Source organism: Flavobacterium nitrogenifigens (genome assembly GCF_003254565.1).
Lineage (GTDB): Bacteria > Bacteroidota > Bacteroidia > Flavobacteriales > Flavobacteriaceae > Flavobacterium > Flavobacterium nitrogenifigens.
This window is the reverse complement of sequence record NZ_QJRI01000181.1, coordinates 72,883-91,358: the sequence shown is the minus strand read 5'-3', so window position 1 is coordinate 91,358 and position 18,476 is coordinate 72,883. Positions and strand designations below refer to the sequence as shown.

20 protein-coding genes are annotated in these 18,476 nt (G+C 33.1%); 5 read left to right on the top strand and 15 right to left on the bottom strand.

The annotated features are described in order from the left end of the window. Positions 1 to 6: 6 nt before the first annotated feature. Positions 7 to 2,235 carry a beta-glucosidase BglX gene (bglX, locus tag DM397_RS20475; RefSeq protein ID WP_111379331.1) on the top strand — a complete coding sequence of 743 codons (2,229 nt, stop codon included), beginning with the start codon at positions 7 to 9 and terminating at the stop codon, positions 2,233 to 2,235. A gap of 236 nt (positions 2,236 to 2,471) precedes the next feature. On the opposite strand, the gene DM397_RS20470 is transcribed toward bglX, so the two are convergent. Both DM397_RS20470 and DM397_RS20465 read right to left on the bottom strand, forming a co-directional pair. Continuing rightward, the gene (locus DM397_RS20470) at positions 2,472 to 4,493 is read right to left on the bottom strand and encodes a hypothetical protein (protein WP_111379330.1); all 2,022 of its coding nucleotides are present in this window, start codon (positions 4,491 to 4,493) and stop codon (positions 2,472 to 2,474) included. Positions 4,494 to 4,643: 150 nt separating this feature from the next. Next, positions 4,644 to 4,901 (bottom strand): hypothetical protein, encoded by a 258-nt coding sequence (locus DM397_RS20465; RefSeq protein ID WP_111379328.1) that lies wholly within the window; start codon positions 4,899 to 4,901, stop codon positions 4,644 to 4,646. A gap of 282 nt (positions 4,902 to 5,183) precedes the next feature. Between DM397_RS20465 and DM397_RS20460 the strand changes: the two genes are divergently transcribed. Both DM397_RS20460 and DM397_RS20455 read left to right on the top strand, forming a co-directional pair. After that, entirely contained in the window at positions 5,184 to 5,939 is a 756-nt protein-coding gene (locus DM397_RS20460; protein WP_111379326.1) for an NUDIX hydrolase, read from the top strand. 26 nt (positions 5,940 to 5,965) lie between these two features. Further along, positions 5,966 to 6,286, top strand: coding sequence for an MmcQ/YjbR family DNA-binding protein (locus tag DM397_RS20455; RefSeq protein ID WP_111379325.1), 321 nt, complete (start codon positions 5,966 to 5,968; stop codon positions 6,284 to 6,286). A gap of 5 nt (positions 6,287 to 6,291) precedes the next feature. On the opposite strand, the gene DM397_RS20450 is transcribed toward DM397_RS20455, so the two are convergent. The 10 genes from DM397_RS20450 to ahcY form a co-directional block, all read right to left on the bottom strand. Further along, positions 6,292 to 6,900 (bottom strand): alpha-ketoglutarate-dependent dioxygenase AlkB family protein, encoded by a 609-nt coding sequence (locus tag DM397_RS20450; protein ID WP_111379323.1) that lies wholly within the window; start codon positions 6,898 to 6,900, stop codon positions 6,292 to 6,294. Then, on the bottom strand, positions 6,887 to 7,132 hold the full coding sequence (locus DM397_RS20445) for an Ada metal-binding domain-containing protein (RefSeq protein WP_111379321.1): 246 nt from the start codon (positions 7,130 to 7,132) through the stop codon (positions 6,887 to 6,889). The genes DM397_RS20450 and DM397_RS20445 overlap by 14 nt, the downstream gene beginning before the upstream one ends. 145 nt (positions 7,133 to 7,277) lie before the next feature. Further along, a complete protein-coding gene (locus DM397_RS20440; protein ID WP_111379320.1) occupies positions 7,278 to 7,991 on the bottom strand; it encodes a 2OG-Fe(II) oxygenase in 714 nt (237 codons plus the stop codon). 144 nt (positions 7,992 to 8,135) lie between these two features. Then, positions 8,136 to 8,978, bottom strand: coding sequence for a bifunctional helix-turn-helix domain-containing protein/methylated-DNA--[protein]-cysteine S-methyltransferase (locus DM397_RS20435; protein WP_111379318.1), 843 nt, complete (start codon positions 8,976 to 8,978; stop codon positions 8,136 to 8,138). A gap of 134 nt (positions 8,979 to 9,112) precedes the next feature. Beyond that, complete coding sequence (locus DM397_RS20430) at positions 9,113 to 9,574, bottom strand: GNAT family N-acetyltransferase (RefSeq protein WP_111379316.1); 462 nt, start codon at positions 9,572 to 9,574, stop codon at positions 9,113 to 9,115. 26 nt (positions 9,575 to 9,600) lie between these two features. Then, positions 9,601 to 10,560, bottom strand: a complete 960-nt coding sequence (locus tag DM397_RS20425) for a Fic family protein (RefSeq protein WP_111379315.1) — start codon at positions 10,558 to 10,560, stop codon at positions 9,601 to 9,603. A 41-nt stretch (positions 10,561 to 10,601) separates the two neighbouring features. Further along, on the bottom strand, positions 10,602 to 10,934 hold the full coding sequence (locus tag DM397_RS20420; RefSeq protein WP_111379313.1) for a DMT family transporter: 333 nt from the start codon (positions 10,932 to 10,934) through the stop codon (positions 10,602 to 10,604). Between the two features lie 52 nt (positions 10,935 to 10,986). Then, positions 10,987 to 11,271: a hypothetical protein gene (locus tag DM397_RS20415; RefSeq protein ID WP_111379312.1), complete on the bottom strand. Its 285-nt coding sequence runs from the start codon at positions 11,269 to 11,271 to the stop codon at positions 10,987 to 10,989. Positions 11,272 to 11,340: 69 nt separating this feature from the next. Beyond that, complete coding sequence (locus tag DM397_RS20410; RefSeq protein ID WP_111379310.1) at positions 11,341 to 13,659, bottom strand: patatin-like phospholipase family protein; 2,319 nt, start codon at positions 13,657 to 13,659, stop codon at positions 11,341 to 11,343. Positions 13,660 to 13,858: 199 nt separating this feature from the next. After that, positions 13,859 to 15,175 carry an adenosylhomocysteinase gene (gene ahcY / locus DM397_RS20405; RefSeq protein ID WP_111379309.1) on the bottom strand — a complete coding sequence of 439 codons (1,317 nt, stop codon included), beginning with the start codon at positions 15,173 to 15,175 and terminating at the stop codon, positions 13,859 to 13,861. 317 nt (positions 15,176 to 15,492) lie between these two features. Here ahcY and DM397_RS20400 point away from each other — a divergent pair, with 317 nt between their 5' ends. Then, positions 15,493 to 16,143 (top strand): 4'-phosphopantetheinyl transferase family protein, encoded by a 651-nt coding sequence (locus DM397_RS20400; protein WP_111379307.1) that lies wholly within the window; start codon positions 15,493 to 15,495, stop codon positions 16,141 to 16,143. A gap of 137 nt (positions 16,144 to 16,280) precedes the next feature. Here the strand turns inward: DM397_RS20400 and DM397_RS20395 are convergent, their stop codons facing one another. From DM397_RS20395 to DM397_RS20385, 3 genes are all read right to left on the bottom strand, one after another. Next, entirely contained in the window at positions 16,281 to 16,679 is a 399-nt protein-coding gene (locus DM397_RS20395) for a group III truncated hemoglobin (protein WP_111379306.1), read from the bottom strand. Continuing rightward, positions 16,676 to 16,963, bottom strand: coding sequence for a hypothetical protein (locus DM397_RS20390; RefSeq protein WP_111379304.1), 288 nt, complete (start codon positions 16,961 to 16,963; stop codon positions 16,676 to 16,678). Before DM397_RS20390 ends, DM397_RS20395 begins: the two co-directional genes overlap by 4 nt. 81 nt (positions 16,964 to 17,044) lie before the next feature. Beyond that, positions 17,045 to 17,641 (bottom strand): Crp/Fnr family transcriptional regulator, encoded by a 597-nt coding sequence (locus tag DM397_RS20385; protein WP_111379302.1) that lies wholly within the window; start codon positions 17,639 to 17,641, stop codon positions 17,045 to 17,047. A gap of 94 nt (positions 17,642 to 17,735) precedes the next feature. On the opposite strand from DM397_RS20385, the gene DM397_RS20380 reads away from it, so the two are divergent. Continuing rightward, positions 17,736 to 18,464, top strand: a complete 729-nt coding sequence (locus tag DM397_RS20380; RefSeq protein WP_111379301.1) for a phosphoglycerol geranylgeranyltransferase — start codon at positions 17,736 to 17,738, stop codon at positions 18,462 to 18,464. Positions 18,465 to 18,476 lie beyond the last annotated feature (12 nt).

Genomic DNA, 18,476 nt, shown 5'->3' with positions numbered 1-18,476 from the left:
AAATACATGAAAAAAGTAACTACAATTACGCTATTTATGCTTTCGCTTTTTGCGTCGGCACAACAGCAGTCAATAGATCAGAAAGTCAATGATCTGTTGAAGAAAATGACAATCGAAGAAAAAATTGGTCAGTTAAATCAATATACGGGCGATAATCAGGCAACAGGTCCAATTACAATAAACCCAAATAAACAAGCTGAAATAAAAGCAGGTTTAATTGGTTCGATGCTAAACGTAATCGGAACAAAATATACTAGAGGATATCAGGAATTGGCGATGCAGTCAAGACTTAAAATTCCGTTGTTATTTGGTCAAGACGTTATTCATGGCTACAAAACTACTTTTCCGCTTCCGTTAGCCGAAGCGGCAAGCTGGGATTTACAAGCAATTGAATTAGCAGCAAGAGTAGCAGCAACAGAAGCTGCGGCAAGTGGAATTCACTGGACATTTGCGCCGATGGTAGATATTAGCCGTGATCCTCGTTGGGGACGTGTAATGGAAGGAGCAGGAGAAGATACTTATCTAGGTTCTAAAATTGCTTACGCAAGAGTAAAAGGTTTTCAAGGAAACAAATTGGGAGATTTAAACTCAGTTATGGCTTGCGTAAAACACTTTGCAGCTTATGGAGCCGGAGTTGGAGGAAGAGATTATAATTCTGTAGATATGAGCGAAAGGATGTTGTGGGAAACCTATTTGCCACCATTTAAAGCGGCTTTAGACGCTGGTGCAGCAACATTTATGAATTCATTCAACGATATTAACGGAATTCCAGCAACTGGAAATGCACATTTGCAAAGAGATATCTTAAAAGGAAAATGGAACTTTCAAGGTTTTGTAGTTTCAGACTGGGGATCAATTGGAGAAATGGTAGCACACGGTTACTCTAAAGATCTTAAAGAGGCAGCATATTCTGCTATTACTGCAGGAAGCGATATGGATATGGAAAGTAATGCATACCGTAAGAATTTAGCAGAGTTAGTAAAAGAAGGCAGAGTTTCTATAGATTTGGTTGATGACGCAGTAAGACGTATTCTTCGCAAGAAATTCGAATTAGGATTATTTGATGACCCTTACAGATATTCTGATGAAAAACGTGCAGAAAAAGCATTAAATAATCCAGAACACAGAAAAGCCGCCCTTGAAGTTGCGGAGAAAAGTATTGTATTATTAAAGAATGAAAACCAGACTTTGCCAATTTCTAAAAATGTAAAAACAATTGCATTTATTGGACCAATGGTTAAAGAATACAAAGAGAACATGGGCTTTTGGTCTGTAGAACTTCCAGAAGTAGATTACAATAAATGGATCGTTTCGCAATGGGATGGATTGCAAAATAAAGTGGGCAAAAACACCAAATTATTGTACGCAAAAGGTTGTGAGATTGAAGGAACAAACAAAGATGGTTTTGCAGAAGCGGTTGCAACGGCAAAACAAGCAGATGTTGTAATTTTGAGTATTGGTGAAAGACGCGACATGAGCGGTGAAGCGAAAAGCAGAAGCGACTTGCATTTGCCAGGTGTTCAAGAAGATTTAGTAAAAGCAATTCAAGCAACAGGGAAACCGGTTGTAGTTTTAATAAATGCAGGAAGACCTTTAGTTTTTAACTGGACTGCAGACAATGTTCCTGCTATTATGTACACTTGGTGGTTAGGAACGGAAGCAGGAAATGCTATTGCAAATGTTTTGTTTGGAGATTACAATCCGTCTGGAAAACTGCCAATGACTTTCCCAAGAGAAGTAGGGCAAGTGCCAATTTATTACAATCATTTTAGTACAGGAAGACCAGCTAAAGATGAAAACTCAACAAACTATGTTTCAGCTTATATCGACTTGAAAAATTCTCCAAAATATCCTTTCGGATATGGTTTGAGCTACACAACGTTTGATTATTCTGGTTTGAAATTATCTTCAACTAAAATAAAAAGCAATGAAACAATTAAGGTTTCGTTCCAATTGAAAAACAGCGGAAAAGTGGCAGGAGAAGAAGTAGTTCAGTTGTATTTGAAAGATAAATTTGGTTCTGTTGTGAGACCAGTTTTAGAATTAAAAGATTTCCAAAAAGTGAAATTAAACGCTGGCGAATCTAAAACAATCGAATTCACAATTGACAAAGAGAAACTTTCTTTCTACAATAATAAAGTAGAATGGGTTGCTGAACCAGGAGATTTCGAAGTTATGATTGGAGCTTCATCAGCAGATATTAAATTAAAATCTGATTTTGAATTAGTGAATTAGCCCATTGGGTGAAATTAAAAAGTACTGTTTAACACATAGAGACATAGATTTTTGTGTCGTACAAAAGAGAATAAAAGAAACAAGTTTCCACACATAGCAAAACTATGTGCATTTAAACTAGTGAAATGCCTTTTATTTAAGTCTTTAACTATGTTTCTATGTGTTGAAAAAATTTAGCAAAATAGATATTAAATAAAAAAGCGGGATTTTAAAATCCCGCTTTTTTTATGTCAAAATTATTTAAGTCGTTTTTTAAAACTATATTTCAGCATATTCAATAAGCCTTCTTCAATAATATCGATTCCAATTCCGAAATTACTGTCTGCAATTTCGTGATGTGCATTTCTAAAATCTTCAAAATCTTCACTAGGAATTTCTAAATTGATCAATGGTTTAAAATCGACATAAATAGAAGCGCCATTTTTGGTTACTTTTTTGCGGCTTGTAAAATCAAAATAAGGATTTGTAATAGTGCTTTCTTGAACAGTGTATTTTTCCTGAGTATCTATTTTCTGATCTGTCGTTAGGTTGATTTCGTATTTTTCGTTATCAAAATTATGCCAGAAAGAAAGATCGCTGTGCATAAAATCGCGTGCAGAATTCTTAACCACATTTCTATCAAAATACATTAAAAAACGATTCTTTTCAGGATCTGTAAAATAAGGGTTCTCAATCGAAGTGTTATACTGAATTGTAAACTCGTTCAGCTTTTTATCATCGCTTACAATTTCAATCGACGCATCTTTAAAAATGGTTCTGATATCAGTTCCGTTTCTATCTCCAGAATAATTTAAAGCATAGAATAAGAAATTATTCCAACTGTCAATGATTTCTCTTTTGTTAGTGTTTTTAAAATATTTACGCATATAATTGGCACGATTTCCTTTGTAAGTCGTAACCAACTTTAGCTGGCCCAAATTATTTTCAGCACTGAAATCGGCTTTTTCAGTTATACCATAATAAGGGAATTTATGAGGTTCTTTGATAGCTAATTCTTGATTTGGTTTTACTTCCAAATAATGCATAAAGTAGATATAACCACGGTTTTCAATTAACCCAAATTCATCTCTAGAAGTAGCATCAACAAAATACGTTTCGCCTTTGTAATTGATTTTTACAATAACGTGATTAAAAGTCAATAAAGATGGAAGATAATATTTGATGTAATGATCCGAATTAAAGTTTACCAATACTACAGAAGAATCAACATTGATATAATCCAGAACCACTTTCAGTAAAACCGATTTTGCTTTACAATCACCTTGTTTATTTTCATAAGTGACTGATGGTTCTTGCGGTTTGTGGCCGTTCATTTCATCAGCATTAAAAATATAATACACATGATTCTGTACGTAATCAATCGCAAATTGTAATTTCTCGTCTTGATCAGCAATGGCATCCAGTTTTTCAACAAGGTTTGGAGCAAACTCTTTTAAAGAGGCTTTACTGTATATTTCTTCATAGAGCGGAGAAATATAATTAGACAAATCAATCCAATTACGATCTGTAGCAAAATCAATAAAAGGAGCAATTTCTCTATTAACGTCAAAAGAGTTAATGTAATCGTCTTTTTCGATGACAAATTGTTCTCCTTTTTTCAAGTGATTGATTTCGGGTTCTATAACATTCCCTTCTTCATCTCTGAAAAATGTTTTTTTGTAAGCGATTGTTTCTTTTCTGTCATTGATGAAAGAAAACTTATACTTTCCGTAAGCCCAATAAGAACTTGGCGTTACATACACATATTTAAGAAACTCCTTTCTCATAAAATCGCGATCTGTAAAAACCTTTGTGCGAGAATCTTCGGTAATCAAGACATCATAAAGACGCAAATCTTTAATCGTAATATTTACTTTTTTATTGCTACTCAAAATACCGCCTTCGCTTTGATTTTCGCTATCCAAAACTTTAATTTTAGTATCAGCGATTTTATCAATCAAAACACCATCTCTCAAAACACTTATTCTGTGTATAACATAAGTCTCGTTTTCTTCTACAACAACATCTCTTACAGAAGCGCTTTCTAGGTTTGAAGGTTCGTTAAGTGTATAGGCAACGCAAGCATATTCACTGTTTTCAGTATCACTTGTGTAATAAACTTTATCTAAGAAATAGCAGAAATCACGTCCTTCGTCAACTTGTTTGTTAGAGAAATCCGATTCTTTTATATAGTCAATAAGTTGATCGTCGTTAATTGTAGGTGCCCAGCTTTCTGGTTTTTGAATTTTGTAGCTTTCTGATTCAATGATGTTTTCCATGTACTTTTTCTATAGGGGTATATTCTTACTTTTAAAACAGCTAAAATAATTAATAAATGACCATTTTCTTTCATTTTATTGTGAAATTTATAATAAAAAAAAAGCCTCACTAAAGTGAGGCTGCATTATAAATTATAAACAGGGACAAGGTTATTTTATAACAGTATTTACAAAATCCATGGCACCAATTCCTTTATAAGAAGCGTACAAGGCTTTATCGAATGCTTCTTGTTTTTCTTTTTTGTTTTTCGCATCAGTTTCAACAATCATTTCATTGAAAATCCTTTCCTGTTCTTCACTGTATTTCAAGGAAGCTTCTAAGAGATAGGTTTTAGAAACAAAACCAAAAGAATTTAGAATTTTACTTCTAATCTTTTGATTGAAATTTTTTAAAGTATTGGTATTCATGGTTTTCTACATTTAAATTTCTACACTCACTTTGAAGATAAATGGTAGCTTTGTATTGTTTTTCTTTGTTTATCGATTTCAATTTTAACAATTAAAATCAGTAATGTGTTATTATGACGCAATGTAGTTATTTTTTTTAAATTTGATTTTAAATTTTCGTTAAAATTGTAGTTTGAACACTTCTGTTTTAATTGAAAATCATCTCTTTATAAAAATACGTGAGTTTTATAAAAATGAAGTAAATTGCAGTGTTATTAAAAGAAGAATTTATATAGATTTTTGATGTTAAAAGACATTATAGATAATAACGAAAATTACCAGCCAGGACTTTCTATAGATTGTGTCATTTTTGGTTTTCATGATAATCAGTTAAAAGTTTTATTGATTAAAGTGGAACGAGCCAATAAATGGTCTTTACCCGGCGGATTTATTCCTGTTGATCAGGATATAGATACGGCTGCAATCACGGTATTGAATAGCAGAACTGGCGTTGATGGTGTTTTTTTAAGACAATTTGCAACCTTTGGAAAAGTAGATCGCAACAAACAGCATTTTGATAAAAAAATACTGGAATACCTTAAAATTGAAGAAGCAAAAGGAAAATGGCTTATGCGCCGTTTTGTAACGATTGGATATTATGCTTTGGTCGATTTTTCTAAAATCCTTCCAAATCCTGCAAACAGACTTGAAGTTGTTGAATGGATCGACCATAAAGAAGTTCCTGAACTTATTCTAGATCATCGTGAAATTCTCGATAAAGCTTTGGACACATTAAGAATTGAATTGAATTTAATGCCTATAGGCTACAATTTATTGCCAGAGAAATTTACAATTCCGGAATTGCAGAAATTGTATGAAACGATTTTAGATAAAAAACTTGACCGCCGAAATTTTTTACGTAAAATCACCAATATCGGAATTCTTACAAAACTTGATGAAAAGAAAAGCAATGTAGCGCATAAAGCTCCAAACTTATATTCTTTTGATAAAGGAAAATACGATGAGGTTCTTAAAAACGGACTGAATCAAGGCTGGTAGAGGGATAATAATTTAAAAATGATATTATGGTTTCAATTGAAGAATTTAGAAAGTTAGCAATGTCATTTCCAGATGCAACAGAAGAACCTCACTTTGAGAAAACTTCTTTCCGAATCAAAAAGAAAATTTTTGCCACTTTTGATGAAAAAAATAATCACGCCGTTTTAAAGTTAAACGAAATTGATCAGTCTGTTTTTTGCGCGTCAAGCGAAAAGATTTTCTATCCAATTCCAAATAAATGGGGAAAACAAGGCTGGACAATTGTCGAACTTTCAAGAGTAAGACCCGAAATGTTTGAAGATGCTTTGATACGATCTTACGAAACTGTGGCTTCACAAAAGAAATAGAATTGCTATCTCACAATTGTTCTAAAAGTCAAATTAACCCTTGGTTTTTGTGTAGTTTTTGTTGGAGGAAGTCTGTGAAGCCAATGTGTTTGCGTTTCATCTTTCATGACCAATAAACTTCCATGTTCCAAAATTAGAGAAATGGTTTCTTTAGACTCTTTATGTTTGAAAGCAAACTTACGTTCTGCTCCAAAACTTACTGAGCCAATTGCACCATTTTTCTTTAAATCTTTTTCGGCATCGCTGTGCCAAGCCATTCCTTCTTCTCCAGAATGATATAAATTCAGCAGACAGGAATTGAAAGTTTCACCTGTTTTTTCTTCAATGATTTTTTTGAGTTTCAAAAGTTCAGGAGTCCACGGTAGCGCTTTTTTTGTGGTATTCGAATACGTATATTCAAATTTCTGATCACCGTACCAAGCTACTTTTCTTTTGGTGAGGATTAGTTTTCCGAAGATGATGGCTTCATCATTTTTCCATTCAATTGTATTTAATAAAATATCACGGTAGGAATCGGCGTCTGTTCTCGAAAATAATTTTCCATAATAATTCACCGTTCCATCTTTTGGAAGCAGATTGGTTGTTTCGTCTGTTTGAGGATTAAATAAGTCCATTTTTCCATTTTAGATATTCCGATTTCATACAATGTCCGCAAGGTCTGAAACCATTTTGTTTGGCATTTATTTCAGAGGAAAAGAAGACACGATTTTCTCTTTTCATTCTTTTTCCCGAAGAACATTTTAGCGTTCCGTAGATTTTTAATTTCTGATTGCCACCGAAACAAATTTCCGCATTTTTAATTTTAATACGAAGATCTGAATCGGTTATTTTGTTATGTTGAAACATATTGTTTTGTGTTTTGTTTTTCCGCCACGAATTCACGAATTTTCTTTTTAAAATCTTTGCGATTATTTATTCGAATTAATTCGAATAATTTCTGATAAAGTTTGTAAAACGAATAATTCGTGAATTCGTGGCGGAAAAAAAATATTTATGAAAGAGCATCATGAAAAATAATTCCCAACGTATATCTTTCACCCGAATGTACTTCGCTTACGCCATGTTTCATATTCACACGATAATATCCTTTTGTGCCTTTTACTGGTCTAAAATTGGTTGTAAAAACTAAAATATCTCCTTTTTTAGGTTTCAAAACAATCGCTTTAGATTGAGCTCTTGGAGTTTGCTGCGTTAGAACAAATTCACCGCCAGTAAAATCTTCGTCAGGTTCGTTTAGAAAAAGTACAATTTGAATAGGAAAATAAACATCTCCATATAAATCCTGATGCAAAGTATTAAAACCGCTTTTGCCGTATTTTAGAATTAAAACTGTTGCTTTAAGCTGATTATTGTCGTGACATTGTTTTAGCAAATCTTCATGTTTTGCTGGAAATACCGTATCAATATTTAAGGCTTTCATCCAAGCATTGGCAATTGGAGCTAGTTTAGGATAAATAGAAGATCGAATGTTCTGAATTAAATCTGGAAGCGGATAATTGAAATATTTATATTCGCCCAAGCCAAATCGGTAGCGCTCCATTACAACTGTTTTTCGGTATATGGATGGGTTGTCATAATCGAATTTTAAATCCTCGCATTGTTCATTATTAAGGACTTTCGGAATGATTGCGAATCCATTTTCGTGCATAGATTCAGTGATGCTTTCCCAGTTTTGGGAAGCAATTTTTGATTGTATATTTTGCATAAAGAATTTTTAGATTACGATTTTTTTCTGCCACGAATTCACGAATTTTTTTGTAAATACTTTATCTAATATTATTCGAATTAATTCGAATAAATAATCGCAAAGATTTTAAAAAAATAATTCGTGAATTCGTGGCAAAAAAACTTATAGATTTATTTGTGCGCCTTCCCAGCCAATAATGGCTGTTTTTCGAGTATTTCCCCACATGTAACCGCCAAAAGTTCCAGAAGACTGAATTACACGATGACATGGAATGAGAAACGCAACAGGATTGCTTCCAATTGCTGTTCCGACAGCGCGTGAAGCATTTGGTTTTTGAATTTGGTGTGCGATTGAACCATAAGTAGAAAGCTGTCCCATTGGGATTTTAAGCAAAGCTTCCCAAACTTTCAGCTGGAAATCGGTTCCTTTTAAATGCAATTTGATTTCAGATAATTTGCTCCAATCATTCTGAAAAATGAATAGTGCATTTTGCTGTGCTAAGTCTAGTTTTTGAGTAAAAGAGGCATTCGGAAATTTATCTTTTAAGGCAACAAGTCCAGTGATTTCATCTTCGGCGAAAGCCATAAAACAAACGCCTTTTTGTGTTGATGCGACGATAATATTCCCAAACGGACTTTCAGCAAAACTGTAATTGATGGCTAGATTTTTTCCTCCGTTTTTATATTCGGCAGGAGTCATTCCTTCGATATTGACAAATAAATCATGAAGTCGGCTTGTTCCTGATAATCCTGTTTCAAAAGCAGTTTCAGAAACGGTCGCCTGATTTTCTTTGAGTAATTTTTTGGCGTGTTCGATGCTTGTAAATTGTAAAAACTTCTTCGGACTCGTTCCTGCCCATTCGCTAAAAAGCCTCTGAAAGTGAAACGGACTTAAATGCACTTTTTCTGCAACCTCATCAAGATTGGGCTGATCTTTAAAATTTGCTTTGATATAATCGATTGCTTCTGCAATGCGGTTATAATTAATGGTTTCTTGTGTGTTCATTTTTCTTCCATTTTATAAGGCAAAGATCGTTTGGTTTTGGCAGGTATAAAATCTGAAACTTGCTTTGTTTTTTGTTTCAAGTTTCAGGTTTCAAGTTCCAGCTTAACTTGAAACCTGAAACTTGAAACAAAATTTTACAATTCTTTTTCCATCTTAAAGTTAATCAATTCAACGCCCAAACGAATATTTTTTTGTTCGGCTTTTACAGCAAATCCTTTCTTTTCAAAAAATGGTTTTGCAGTAATACTAATATCTGAAGTTATGATTTTGGAATGATGTTTTCTAGCTTCAGTTTCTAATTCATTTAGAATTTTGTCTGCAATTCCTTGTCGCTGAAAATTTTTATGAATGTAGAAGAAATCAATGTAATCTCCATCTTTTAAGGTTCCAAAACCTGCAATCTGATTTTCAATAATGGCTAGTAAAACAAATTGTTTTTCGATAACTTCAATCCAGCGTTCTTTATTTTTTATGCCATAAGTCCACGCTTCAATTTGTTGCGGATTATAATCGTTTTTGCAAACAGATTGAATGGTTTCTACATACAATTTTTGCATTTCGGGAAGGTCTGAGATTGTAGCTTTGCGGATTTTCATGGTTAAGATGCTCTCTTTAAAAAAAACTAAGATTTAATTAAGGTATATTTGGCAGTGCTCTGATTTCCTGTAATATCAAAAAGCTTTAGTTCAAGTCCTTTTTTTAAATCACGGCTTGCAGTAGCTGCTGAAATATCTTTAAAAACATGCATATAATCTTTTCTTGTAAACTCTTTAATTCCGAGAGAATAAAAGTATTCTAATCTATCAATGTCTTTTATTGTTCTATTATCATAATTGAGTAAGTTTTCTAGTGATTTATTTATCACATCTAGCATGTACTCAATAAAATAAGTTGATTTTCCGCTGCTGTCACTCATAGCTAAAGATTTGTAATAACTATCTTGTGTTTTACTTATCAATGTCTCAAAAGGTAAAAAATCAAAAACAGGATATTCTTCCATTAAAATAATGGTTTGCCATAATCTTCCCATTCTTCCGTTTCCGTCTAAAAAGGGATGAATAAATTCCATCTCATAATGAAAAACACAGCTTTTTATTAAAGTTAATTCATCTTTATTTTTTAAGTACTCAAATAAATCATTCATTAAAAACGGGACATTCTCGTAAGGAGGAGCTATGTGTGCAACTTTTGTTCCTTTTACAATTCCAACCCCTTGTTTTCGATATTTTCCAGCATCAAGAATTAGATCTTTCATCAATAATTGATGAGCGTTTAGAAAGCTTTTGGAAGAAGTCGATTTATATTTTTCTAAATCATCATAAACTTTAATAGCATTTAAAACTTCTAATACATCTTTTTGAGGACCAATTACTCTTTTGTTCTCGATTAATGCAGTTATTTGTTCTTCTGTTAAAGTATTTCCTTCAATTTGCAAAGAAGAATGTATTGTTTTGATTCTATTCTGTTTTCTTAGTTTTGGAGACTGTTTATCAAGATATACAGCGTTCAGTGCTCCAATTTTTTCAGAAATAGAACTTATCAATTTTAATATAGTGGGTGTAATCTCATAAGGAGGTTTCATGATAGTATCATTTGATACTATCAAAAATAATATTTTTTGATTTAATGAGCTGTAGTTTTAGAGAAAACATTAATTACAACTACGCCAATTATAATTAAAGCTAAGCCAATAATTGCTGGTAAATCTGGAATTTCTTTGAAAAAAATAGCGCCAATAATTGTAATTAGAACAATTCCGACTCCAGACCAGATGGCATAAGCAAATCCGACAGGAATGGTCCTGATGGCAAAACTCAAACAATAAAAAGCGCCACAATATCCAATAATGGTAATGATACTTGGAATGAGTTTGGTAAATTCTTCAGACTTTTTTAATGCTGAGGTAGCAATGATTTCGAATATTATAGCGATAAATAAAAATAAAAAATTCTTCATGATTGTCGTTTTTTACAAAGTTAAGCTTTGTTTAAAACGAAGGGGAATTTATTTATCGAATATGAGTTTCTGTTTCATTATTTTTTACTTCATCAAAACAATTGATGCATAACATTTGAAAATCGGCTTTGGCTTGAAAAACATCAGTCCATTCTTCGCCATTATCAAGAAGCCATTGTTCGCATTCTCCGCACCAGGCAATTTGAGGAAGATCTTCTTCGGCTTCTGAATAGTAAAAACCTACTTTTTCTTTAGAGTCGGTCGCCATTGCAATGTGAATACAGCCAAAAGTCATTTCTTTTGTGCCATGTGTTTCGCATAAAACTTTTTCAATCATAATTTCCTGTCTTCTTTTATTCTTCCAGATGTTTTGGATTTCAAACTTAAACTTTTAGGATTAATTCTCCTATGGATTAAGTGATAATCCTACGCTGAAAAATAATCGTACTTTGTCTATATTATTGATCCATGAAGTATCAAAATGAATTGGGCCTAAAATAGATTGATAAGAAATCGCTGCTCCTCCAGATATTACGAGACTGGTATCGAGATTGTCATCCCAATTTCCTTTTGGATTGAAGGCATGTTTTATATAATCGTTGAAATTTTCAAAACCAACAGAAGCAAGATTGAAATGAGGAGTAAGATAAATTTTTCCGATTAAGTTTATTTGAGATCCAAGTTTGAGCCCCATATATTGTGTAACATTAAGTTCGTCTTCATGAAGTCCTGCAAATGAGAAGCGATTGCTACCAGAACTTGGTATAATACCACCTATAAAGTATTTTGCAGCATAGCCAAGTCCTGAAAACGGAAGATCGTCATTTTTAAGTTTGTCTTGAAAAATAAAATAGGAATCAAAACCTATAATTCCTGTAATTTTCTTTTTTAGGGGCAATCTCTTTTCATAAGTTAAACCCAATTTGGTGTAGCCATTTGTTGAGCCAGAAATACGCTTAAAGTCTGGATCGTAAAGTGAGGCATCAAGATCGGTAAGAAGTGATCGCGCTATGTTTGATTTTATAATAGTTCCGTCGGTGGCAAAGAAAACTTTATCCATGTCATTATAAGAATAATGAAAGTTGAACTCGATATTGTTAAAGCTGTAGTTGTTGATACTTAAATAATTAGGGTTGTATTCACGGTCATATTTTGGTTTTAGATTTGTATAACTATAATTTAGTCCAAAACCGACATAACTTTTTAGAGAATTTAAGTTTCTGTTTACTTCATTGTTTACTTCAAAAGTATTGTAAAGTATATTGTCTGATGCTTTACCATTAATATAAATTTCTTGGCGAAGTAAAGCTCCATAGGCCTCAGACATCCACCACCATTCTCGGTGTTGTCCAAAATTTTTCTGGTAATTGATTCTTGCTTTTGGCTGCTCGGCAATATCGACCGTTAAAAGAAGACGTGATGCATCGGCAAGAACATTTCGTCCTGTGTAGTTAAAAATGATTCCGACACCTCTGTACGTGTCATAATGAATTGAGGTATTTAGCTGATTTTTGGCACGTTCGAAACCAAATAATGTAATGCCTAATTTGTCTCCATCTTTGATGAAATAACTATATGTAATCTCGTCAAAAAGATTGGTTCCCATTGCTCTGTTAATTCCTGCAATTAAATCTTTGGTAGTATATTTTACATGGGTTTTCAGGTTTGCTCGTCCAACAACGAGAGGCATATTTTCGGGGCTTATTTTTTTATAAACGATTGTGTCCAATACAAACTCATTTGGCATATCGGGCAATTTGTGAGTTCGCTGCTGAAATCCTTTTAACTTTTCTGAAAGCGCAATTAAAGCTGGAAGATTTTGATCTGTGGCAATTTTACCGTCTTTGTAAATTTCGTTGCTATTGGCAAAATCGGCAGTAGAAAAACGAAGATTCGGTAAATGATCAACCAATATTGTACATAAATCTCGGTTTGCAGGATTTTTGATGTTGCTGGGGAACATACTGGTCTGCATTAATATGGTCATAAGATTGTTTAGCTTATCGACAGGTTCCATTCCGCCTCCGACATCGCTTCCAATAATAATATCGGCACCCATTTGTTTGGCAACATCAGTTGGGAAATTATTTAATACTCCACCGTCTACCAAAACAGTTTTTCCGTAAGGCATTGGTTTGAATATAGCAGGCAGCGACATGCTGGCACGCATGGCGTAAGATAAACTTCCTTTGCTTAAAATAACTTCTTTTCCTTCAACCAAGTCTGTAGCCATAGCTCTGAAAGGAATTGGCAGACTGTCAAAATCTTTGACATTGTATACCGGAAAGGTTAGCTCAGAAAGGTATTCTCTTAGATTTTGATCATTTAAGAGAGAGCCAATGCTGTTAAGTTTTCCGTCTTTAACGCCGATTCCGACTAAATAACGTTGAAATTCTCTTTTTTCTTCGGCACTTACAGCTCGTAATGACTGCCCTCCGCCTAAGAGTTTATCCCAATAAATATCTTTAGTGATTTTTTCTATACTGTCACCAGAATATCCCATTGCATACAAACCACCTATTATACTTCCCATACTGTTTCCAACAATAAGGTCTGGAACAATGTGAAGAGAGTCTAATTTCTGTAAAAGAGGAATGTGAGCAATCCCTTTTGCGCCCCCGCCACTTAACACTAATACGACTTTAGGCTTTTTTTCCTGAGAAAAAATAATTTGCGGAAGGCTGAGTAAAAATAAGAAGACGAATAAATAAGATGTTTTTTTCAATTTTTTTACTATTTAAGTATTTGATAAATAGATTCTTATTCTGGTTATTAAAAGTAAGCAGATATTTATAAAAGTACAATTTTTTGAAAAGAAATCTTTTTTTGTCTGTTAAAAACAAAACCCGACAGGTTTTAAAACCTGTCGGGTTTGAATATGTATTTAGATAATCTAAAATCTAAACTCAGAAATCTAAAATCAATTAGTATCTGTAGTATTCTGGTTTGAATGGACCTTGAACTTCAACACCAATATAAGCAGCTTGATCTTCACGTAAAGTTTCTAATTCAACGCCTAATTTAGCTAAGTGTAAAGCAGCAACTTTTTCATCTAAATGTTTTGGTAACATGTAAACTTCGTTTTTGTAAGCTGCACTGTTGTTCCATAATTCGATTTGAGCTAAAGTCTGGTTTGTGAATGAGTTACTCATTACAAAACTTGGGTGACCTGTAGCACAACCAAGGTTTACCAAACGACCTTCAGCCAAGATAATGATATCTTTTCCAGTAATAGTATATTTGTCAACCTGAGGTTTGATTTCGATTTTAGAAGCACCGTGGTTTTTGTTTAACCAAGCCATGTCGATTTCGTTATCAAAGTGCCCGATGTTACAAACAACAGTTTTGTCTTTCATTTTTTCGAAATGACTTCCAACCACGATATCTTTATTTCCTGTAGTTGTAATGATGATATCAGCATTAGCAATTACAGTGTCTAATTTTTTTACTTCGTAACCGTCCATTGCAGCTTGTAAAGCACAAATTGGATCGATTTCAGTAACTGTTACAATAGAACCAGCACCTCTAAAAGAAGCAGCAGTTCCTTTTCCTACGTCACCATATCCACAAACGATTACTCTTTTTCCAGCCAACATTAAGTCAGTTGCACGACGAATAGCATCTACTGCAGATTCTTTACATCCGTATTTGTTATCAAATTTAGATTTAGTAACAGAGTCGTTAATGTTGATAGCAGGCATTGGTAAAGTTCCAGCTTTTACTCTTTCGTAAAGTCTGTGAACACCAGTTGTAGTTTCTTCAGAAAGACCTTTAATTCCAGGAACTAATTCTGGGTAACGATCGATAACCATGTTTGTTAAATCTCCACCATCATCCAAGATCATGTTTAATGGTTTTCTATCTTCACCAAAGAACAAAGTCTGCTCAATACACCAGTCAAATTCTTCTTCATTTAAACCTTTCCAAGCGTAAACAGAAATTCCAGCAGCAGCAATAGCAGCAGCAGCTTGATCTTGAGTAGAGAAAATGTTACAAGAAGACCAAGTAACTTCTGCACCAAGAGCAATTAAAGTTTCGATCAAAACAGCAGTTTGAATCGTCATGTGTAAACATCCAGCAATACGAGCACCTTTTAATGGTTGTTCGTCTTTATATTCAGCGCGAAGTGCCATTAAACCTGGCATTTCAGCTTCAGCTAGTTCAATTTCTTTTCTTCCCCAAGCCGCTAGAGAAATGTCTTTTACTTTGAAAGCCACGTAAGGCGTAGTTGTAGTACTCATTTATATTATATTTGTATAATTGTAAAATTTTTGCAAATTTAAGGAATAGCTTTTTATTTTTACTAATTTCTGTCAGATTTGTGAAATCTTTAATTTCTTAATCTCTAGAATGTTACTTTAAAAATTGTTTTTAGCCATATAAGTGATGTAAGTTCATTTAAAAAAGATTCTTAAACTATTACCTTTGTTGCGAATTGCTTATATTTACTAATGCATTCTTTAAACCAACAGTTATATTTTCTTAAATAACTTGTATGGTTTAAAATTTACCACTAAACATTTATAATTAACCATTTACCATTTATAATTAAAAAGTAATGCCTTTATTTCAGACCATACAATTCAACGAAACGACTAAAATTTTAATTTGGGAAATAACCGAATCTTTTGACGAATTGTACAGTCGCGTTACTTTGAAAGAAAAGACGCAACGCAGACTAGATGGAATGAAATCTCAAATGCATCAGCGTGCTTTTCTAAGTGTTAGAATGCTGATTCAGGAAATGGGTTTTACTGATAAAGACTTACATTATGATGAGTTTGGGAAACCTTATTTTGATTGTGATAATCATATTTCAATTACACATTCTTACCATTTTGCGGCAATCATTATAAGTAAAGAAAAGGTTGGAATTGATATGGAATTGCAGCGAGAAAAGATTCAGAGAATTGCAGATAAATTTACAGATTTCGAATGCAATTACTTAGACCCTTCATCGATAGAAGAATACATAAAAAAACTTACCGTTATCTGGGGTGCCAAAGAGGCAATCTTTAAAATAAGAAATGAAAAAGGTATAAGTTTTAAAGATCATATTAATGTAGACAATTTCTCTTTAGAAGAAACCCAAACTCAGGCAAGTCTTCATTTTGATAATTTGATTAAGGATTTTGATGTTCATTATCAGGAAGTCAAATCGGATAATTTTGAGGGAACTTTTACTTTGGTTTATGCTTTTGAGAAATAAAGTTTTAATGTAAAAATTCCAAATTCCAAATTCCAAATTTGAAGATTTATTTTCAATTTTGTCATTCGGAGGAACAGGGAATCTTCGCAAGAAACTCCGCAAAGTAAATCGTAAGCCTTTTAAATAAATAAAGAATTTTAAATCTCGCTTTCTTTTTGTCTATGCTGAAACATACTCATATATAGAAAAGTGCTCATTTTGCGAGCGCGTCTTTTTAGTGTTTCGGCATTCTCACCTTCAAAATGTTCGTCAATGGTTTGAAACCAATGATTCAGCCAGATTCCGAATTCGTTTGTTGTGATTTTCTCATCAAAATGAGCGTCAACTTCATTGTGAACCGCATGAGGATTTCCTTTGTATTTTCGGACACCAAATAGATTGGTTTCCCAAAAATCTGTCAGCTTTTCGAGATGCGCATCCCAATCAGAAATCATTTCATTAAAATAAAAGCCGATTTCACGATCGGCTCTTATTTTAGCATAAAACTGATGAACCAAAAAAGAAACATCAGCTCTATTTTCTATTTGTTTTCTCATAGAATTAAACTATTTAAAAGTATAAAGAACAAACTTAAAAAAGTGCTTAACATGATAAGGTTGAAAACTACTTTATGTTTCATTTGTGCCAAAATAGATGTATTTGCGAAAACACAAGCTAAAACAATAATTCCTAGTTGGATCATTTGTGGAATAGAAGTCCCGTTTGCTAAAACATACATAGCTGCAGCGCCTCCTAAACAGCTTTGTCCAATTACTGCCATTGCAGCAGAACCCATATAATTTCTATTGAAAATGTCGAATGTTGTTTGATATAGTGTCATGATATTCAGTTTTTTATATCAACAAAATTACAGCTACAATAGACTACATTTTATGACTTTAATCATAAAACGATTTTTTTTTTATCTGTATACTTTTCGGTTAATAATCTTCAATTCGCCTTTTTTCTCCAATGCTTTAATGGTTCTGATGACAGTTTCAACCCGTAAACCTGTTAAATCTCCAATTTGCTGTCTGGTAAAATTAATGAGATAACCATTTTTATCTTTTTGAAAATTGAAATAGGCGATTCCGTGATCTATTAATTTTAAAACTCGATGTTCAGGTTCATGCGTCGAAATCTCTGCCGCCATAACCGATTTATAATACAATCTTTGCGCTAAGTTTTCGATTATCTGAATGCTCACTTTTGGATTTTCTTCTAAAAGCTTCATGAAATTTTCTTTTGGAAGAATAAAAAGCTCAGTATTTTCAACAGCTATTGCATTTGCAGGATATTTTTGATTTAGGAATAATGGAGGTTCGCCAAAAGATTGCCCGTTATAAAAAATACCTTGTATAAATTCACGCCCATCATCATTATAATTACTCATTTTTATTTCACCAGAAATAATCTGGTAGTAATTTGACGGTAGATTTCCTTCTTCAAAAATAATGTCATTTTTATCAAATGATTTTTTTATGACTCCGTACTTTTCTAGTAATTCAACTGTAATCATAATGTGTTATTTACGTTATCAAAAGACGTTCGACAAATATAATTCATTCAAAATAGTTCTTCTACATTAAAAATCTTTTACTTTTACACCCCGTATGCAAGAACAAATACTCACTATCAGACAGCAGATTTTAGAAGCTAAAAGCAATGGCCAGAAATTATTGGCAGTGCTCTTGGATCCTGATAAAATTGTATTGGAAAATGTCGATCATTTAATTGGAAAAATTAAAGGTTCCCCTGCAACTCACATTTTTGTTGGAGGAAGTATTGTTCAGAACAACATTTTAGAAGAATTGATTTCGGAGTTAAAGCAAAAAATAAATCTGCCGGTTATTTTATTTCCTGGAGATCCTTCTCAGATTTCATCAAAAGCAGATGGTATTTTATTTCTTTCTTTATTATCTGGCCGAAATCCTGATTATTTGATCGAATATCAGGTTCAGGCTGCCCCAATTCTTAAAAAAACAAATTTAGAAGTTATTTCAACAGGTTATATTTTAATTGAAAGCGGCAATGAGACAGCTGTTGCCCGTGTGAGTAAAACAAAACCTTTAAGTCGTGAAAATCTTGATTTGGTTTTGGCAACAGCACAAGCAGGAGAAATGTTAGGAAACCAACTTATTTATTTAGAAGCGGGAAGTGGTGCCAAACAGTCTGTTCCAACAGAAATGATTGAACTTATTTCTCAAAACATTCAAATTCCTGTTATTGTTGGTGGAGGAATTGTAGATTTGCAAGGAATTCAAAAAGCCTATCAGGCTGGAGCAGATTTGGTTGTTATTGGAACTGCTTTTGAAAATAACAGTCGTTTTTTTGAGTTATAAAAGACAAATACC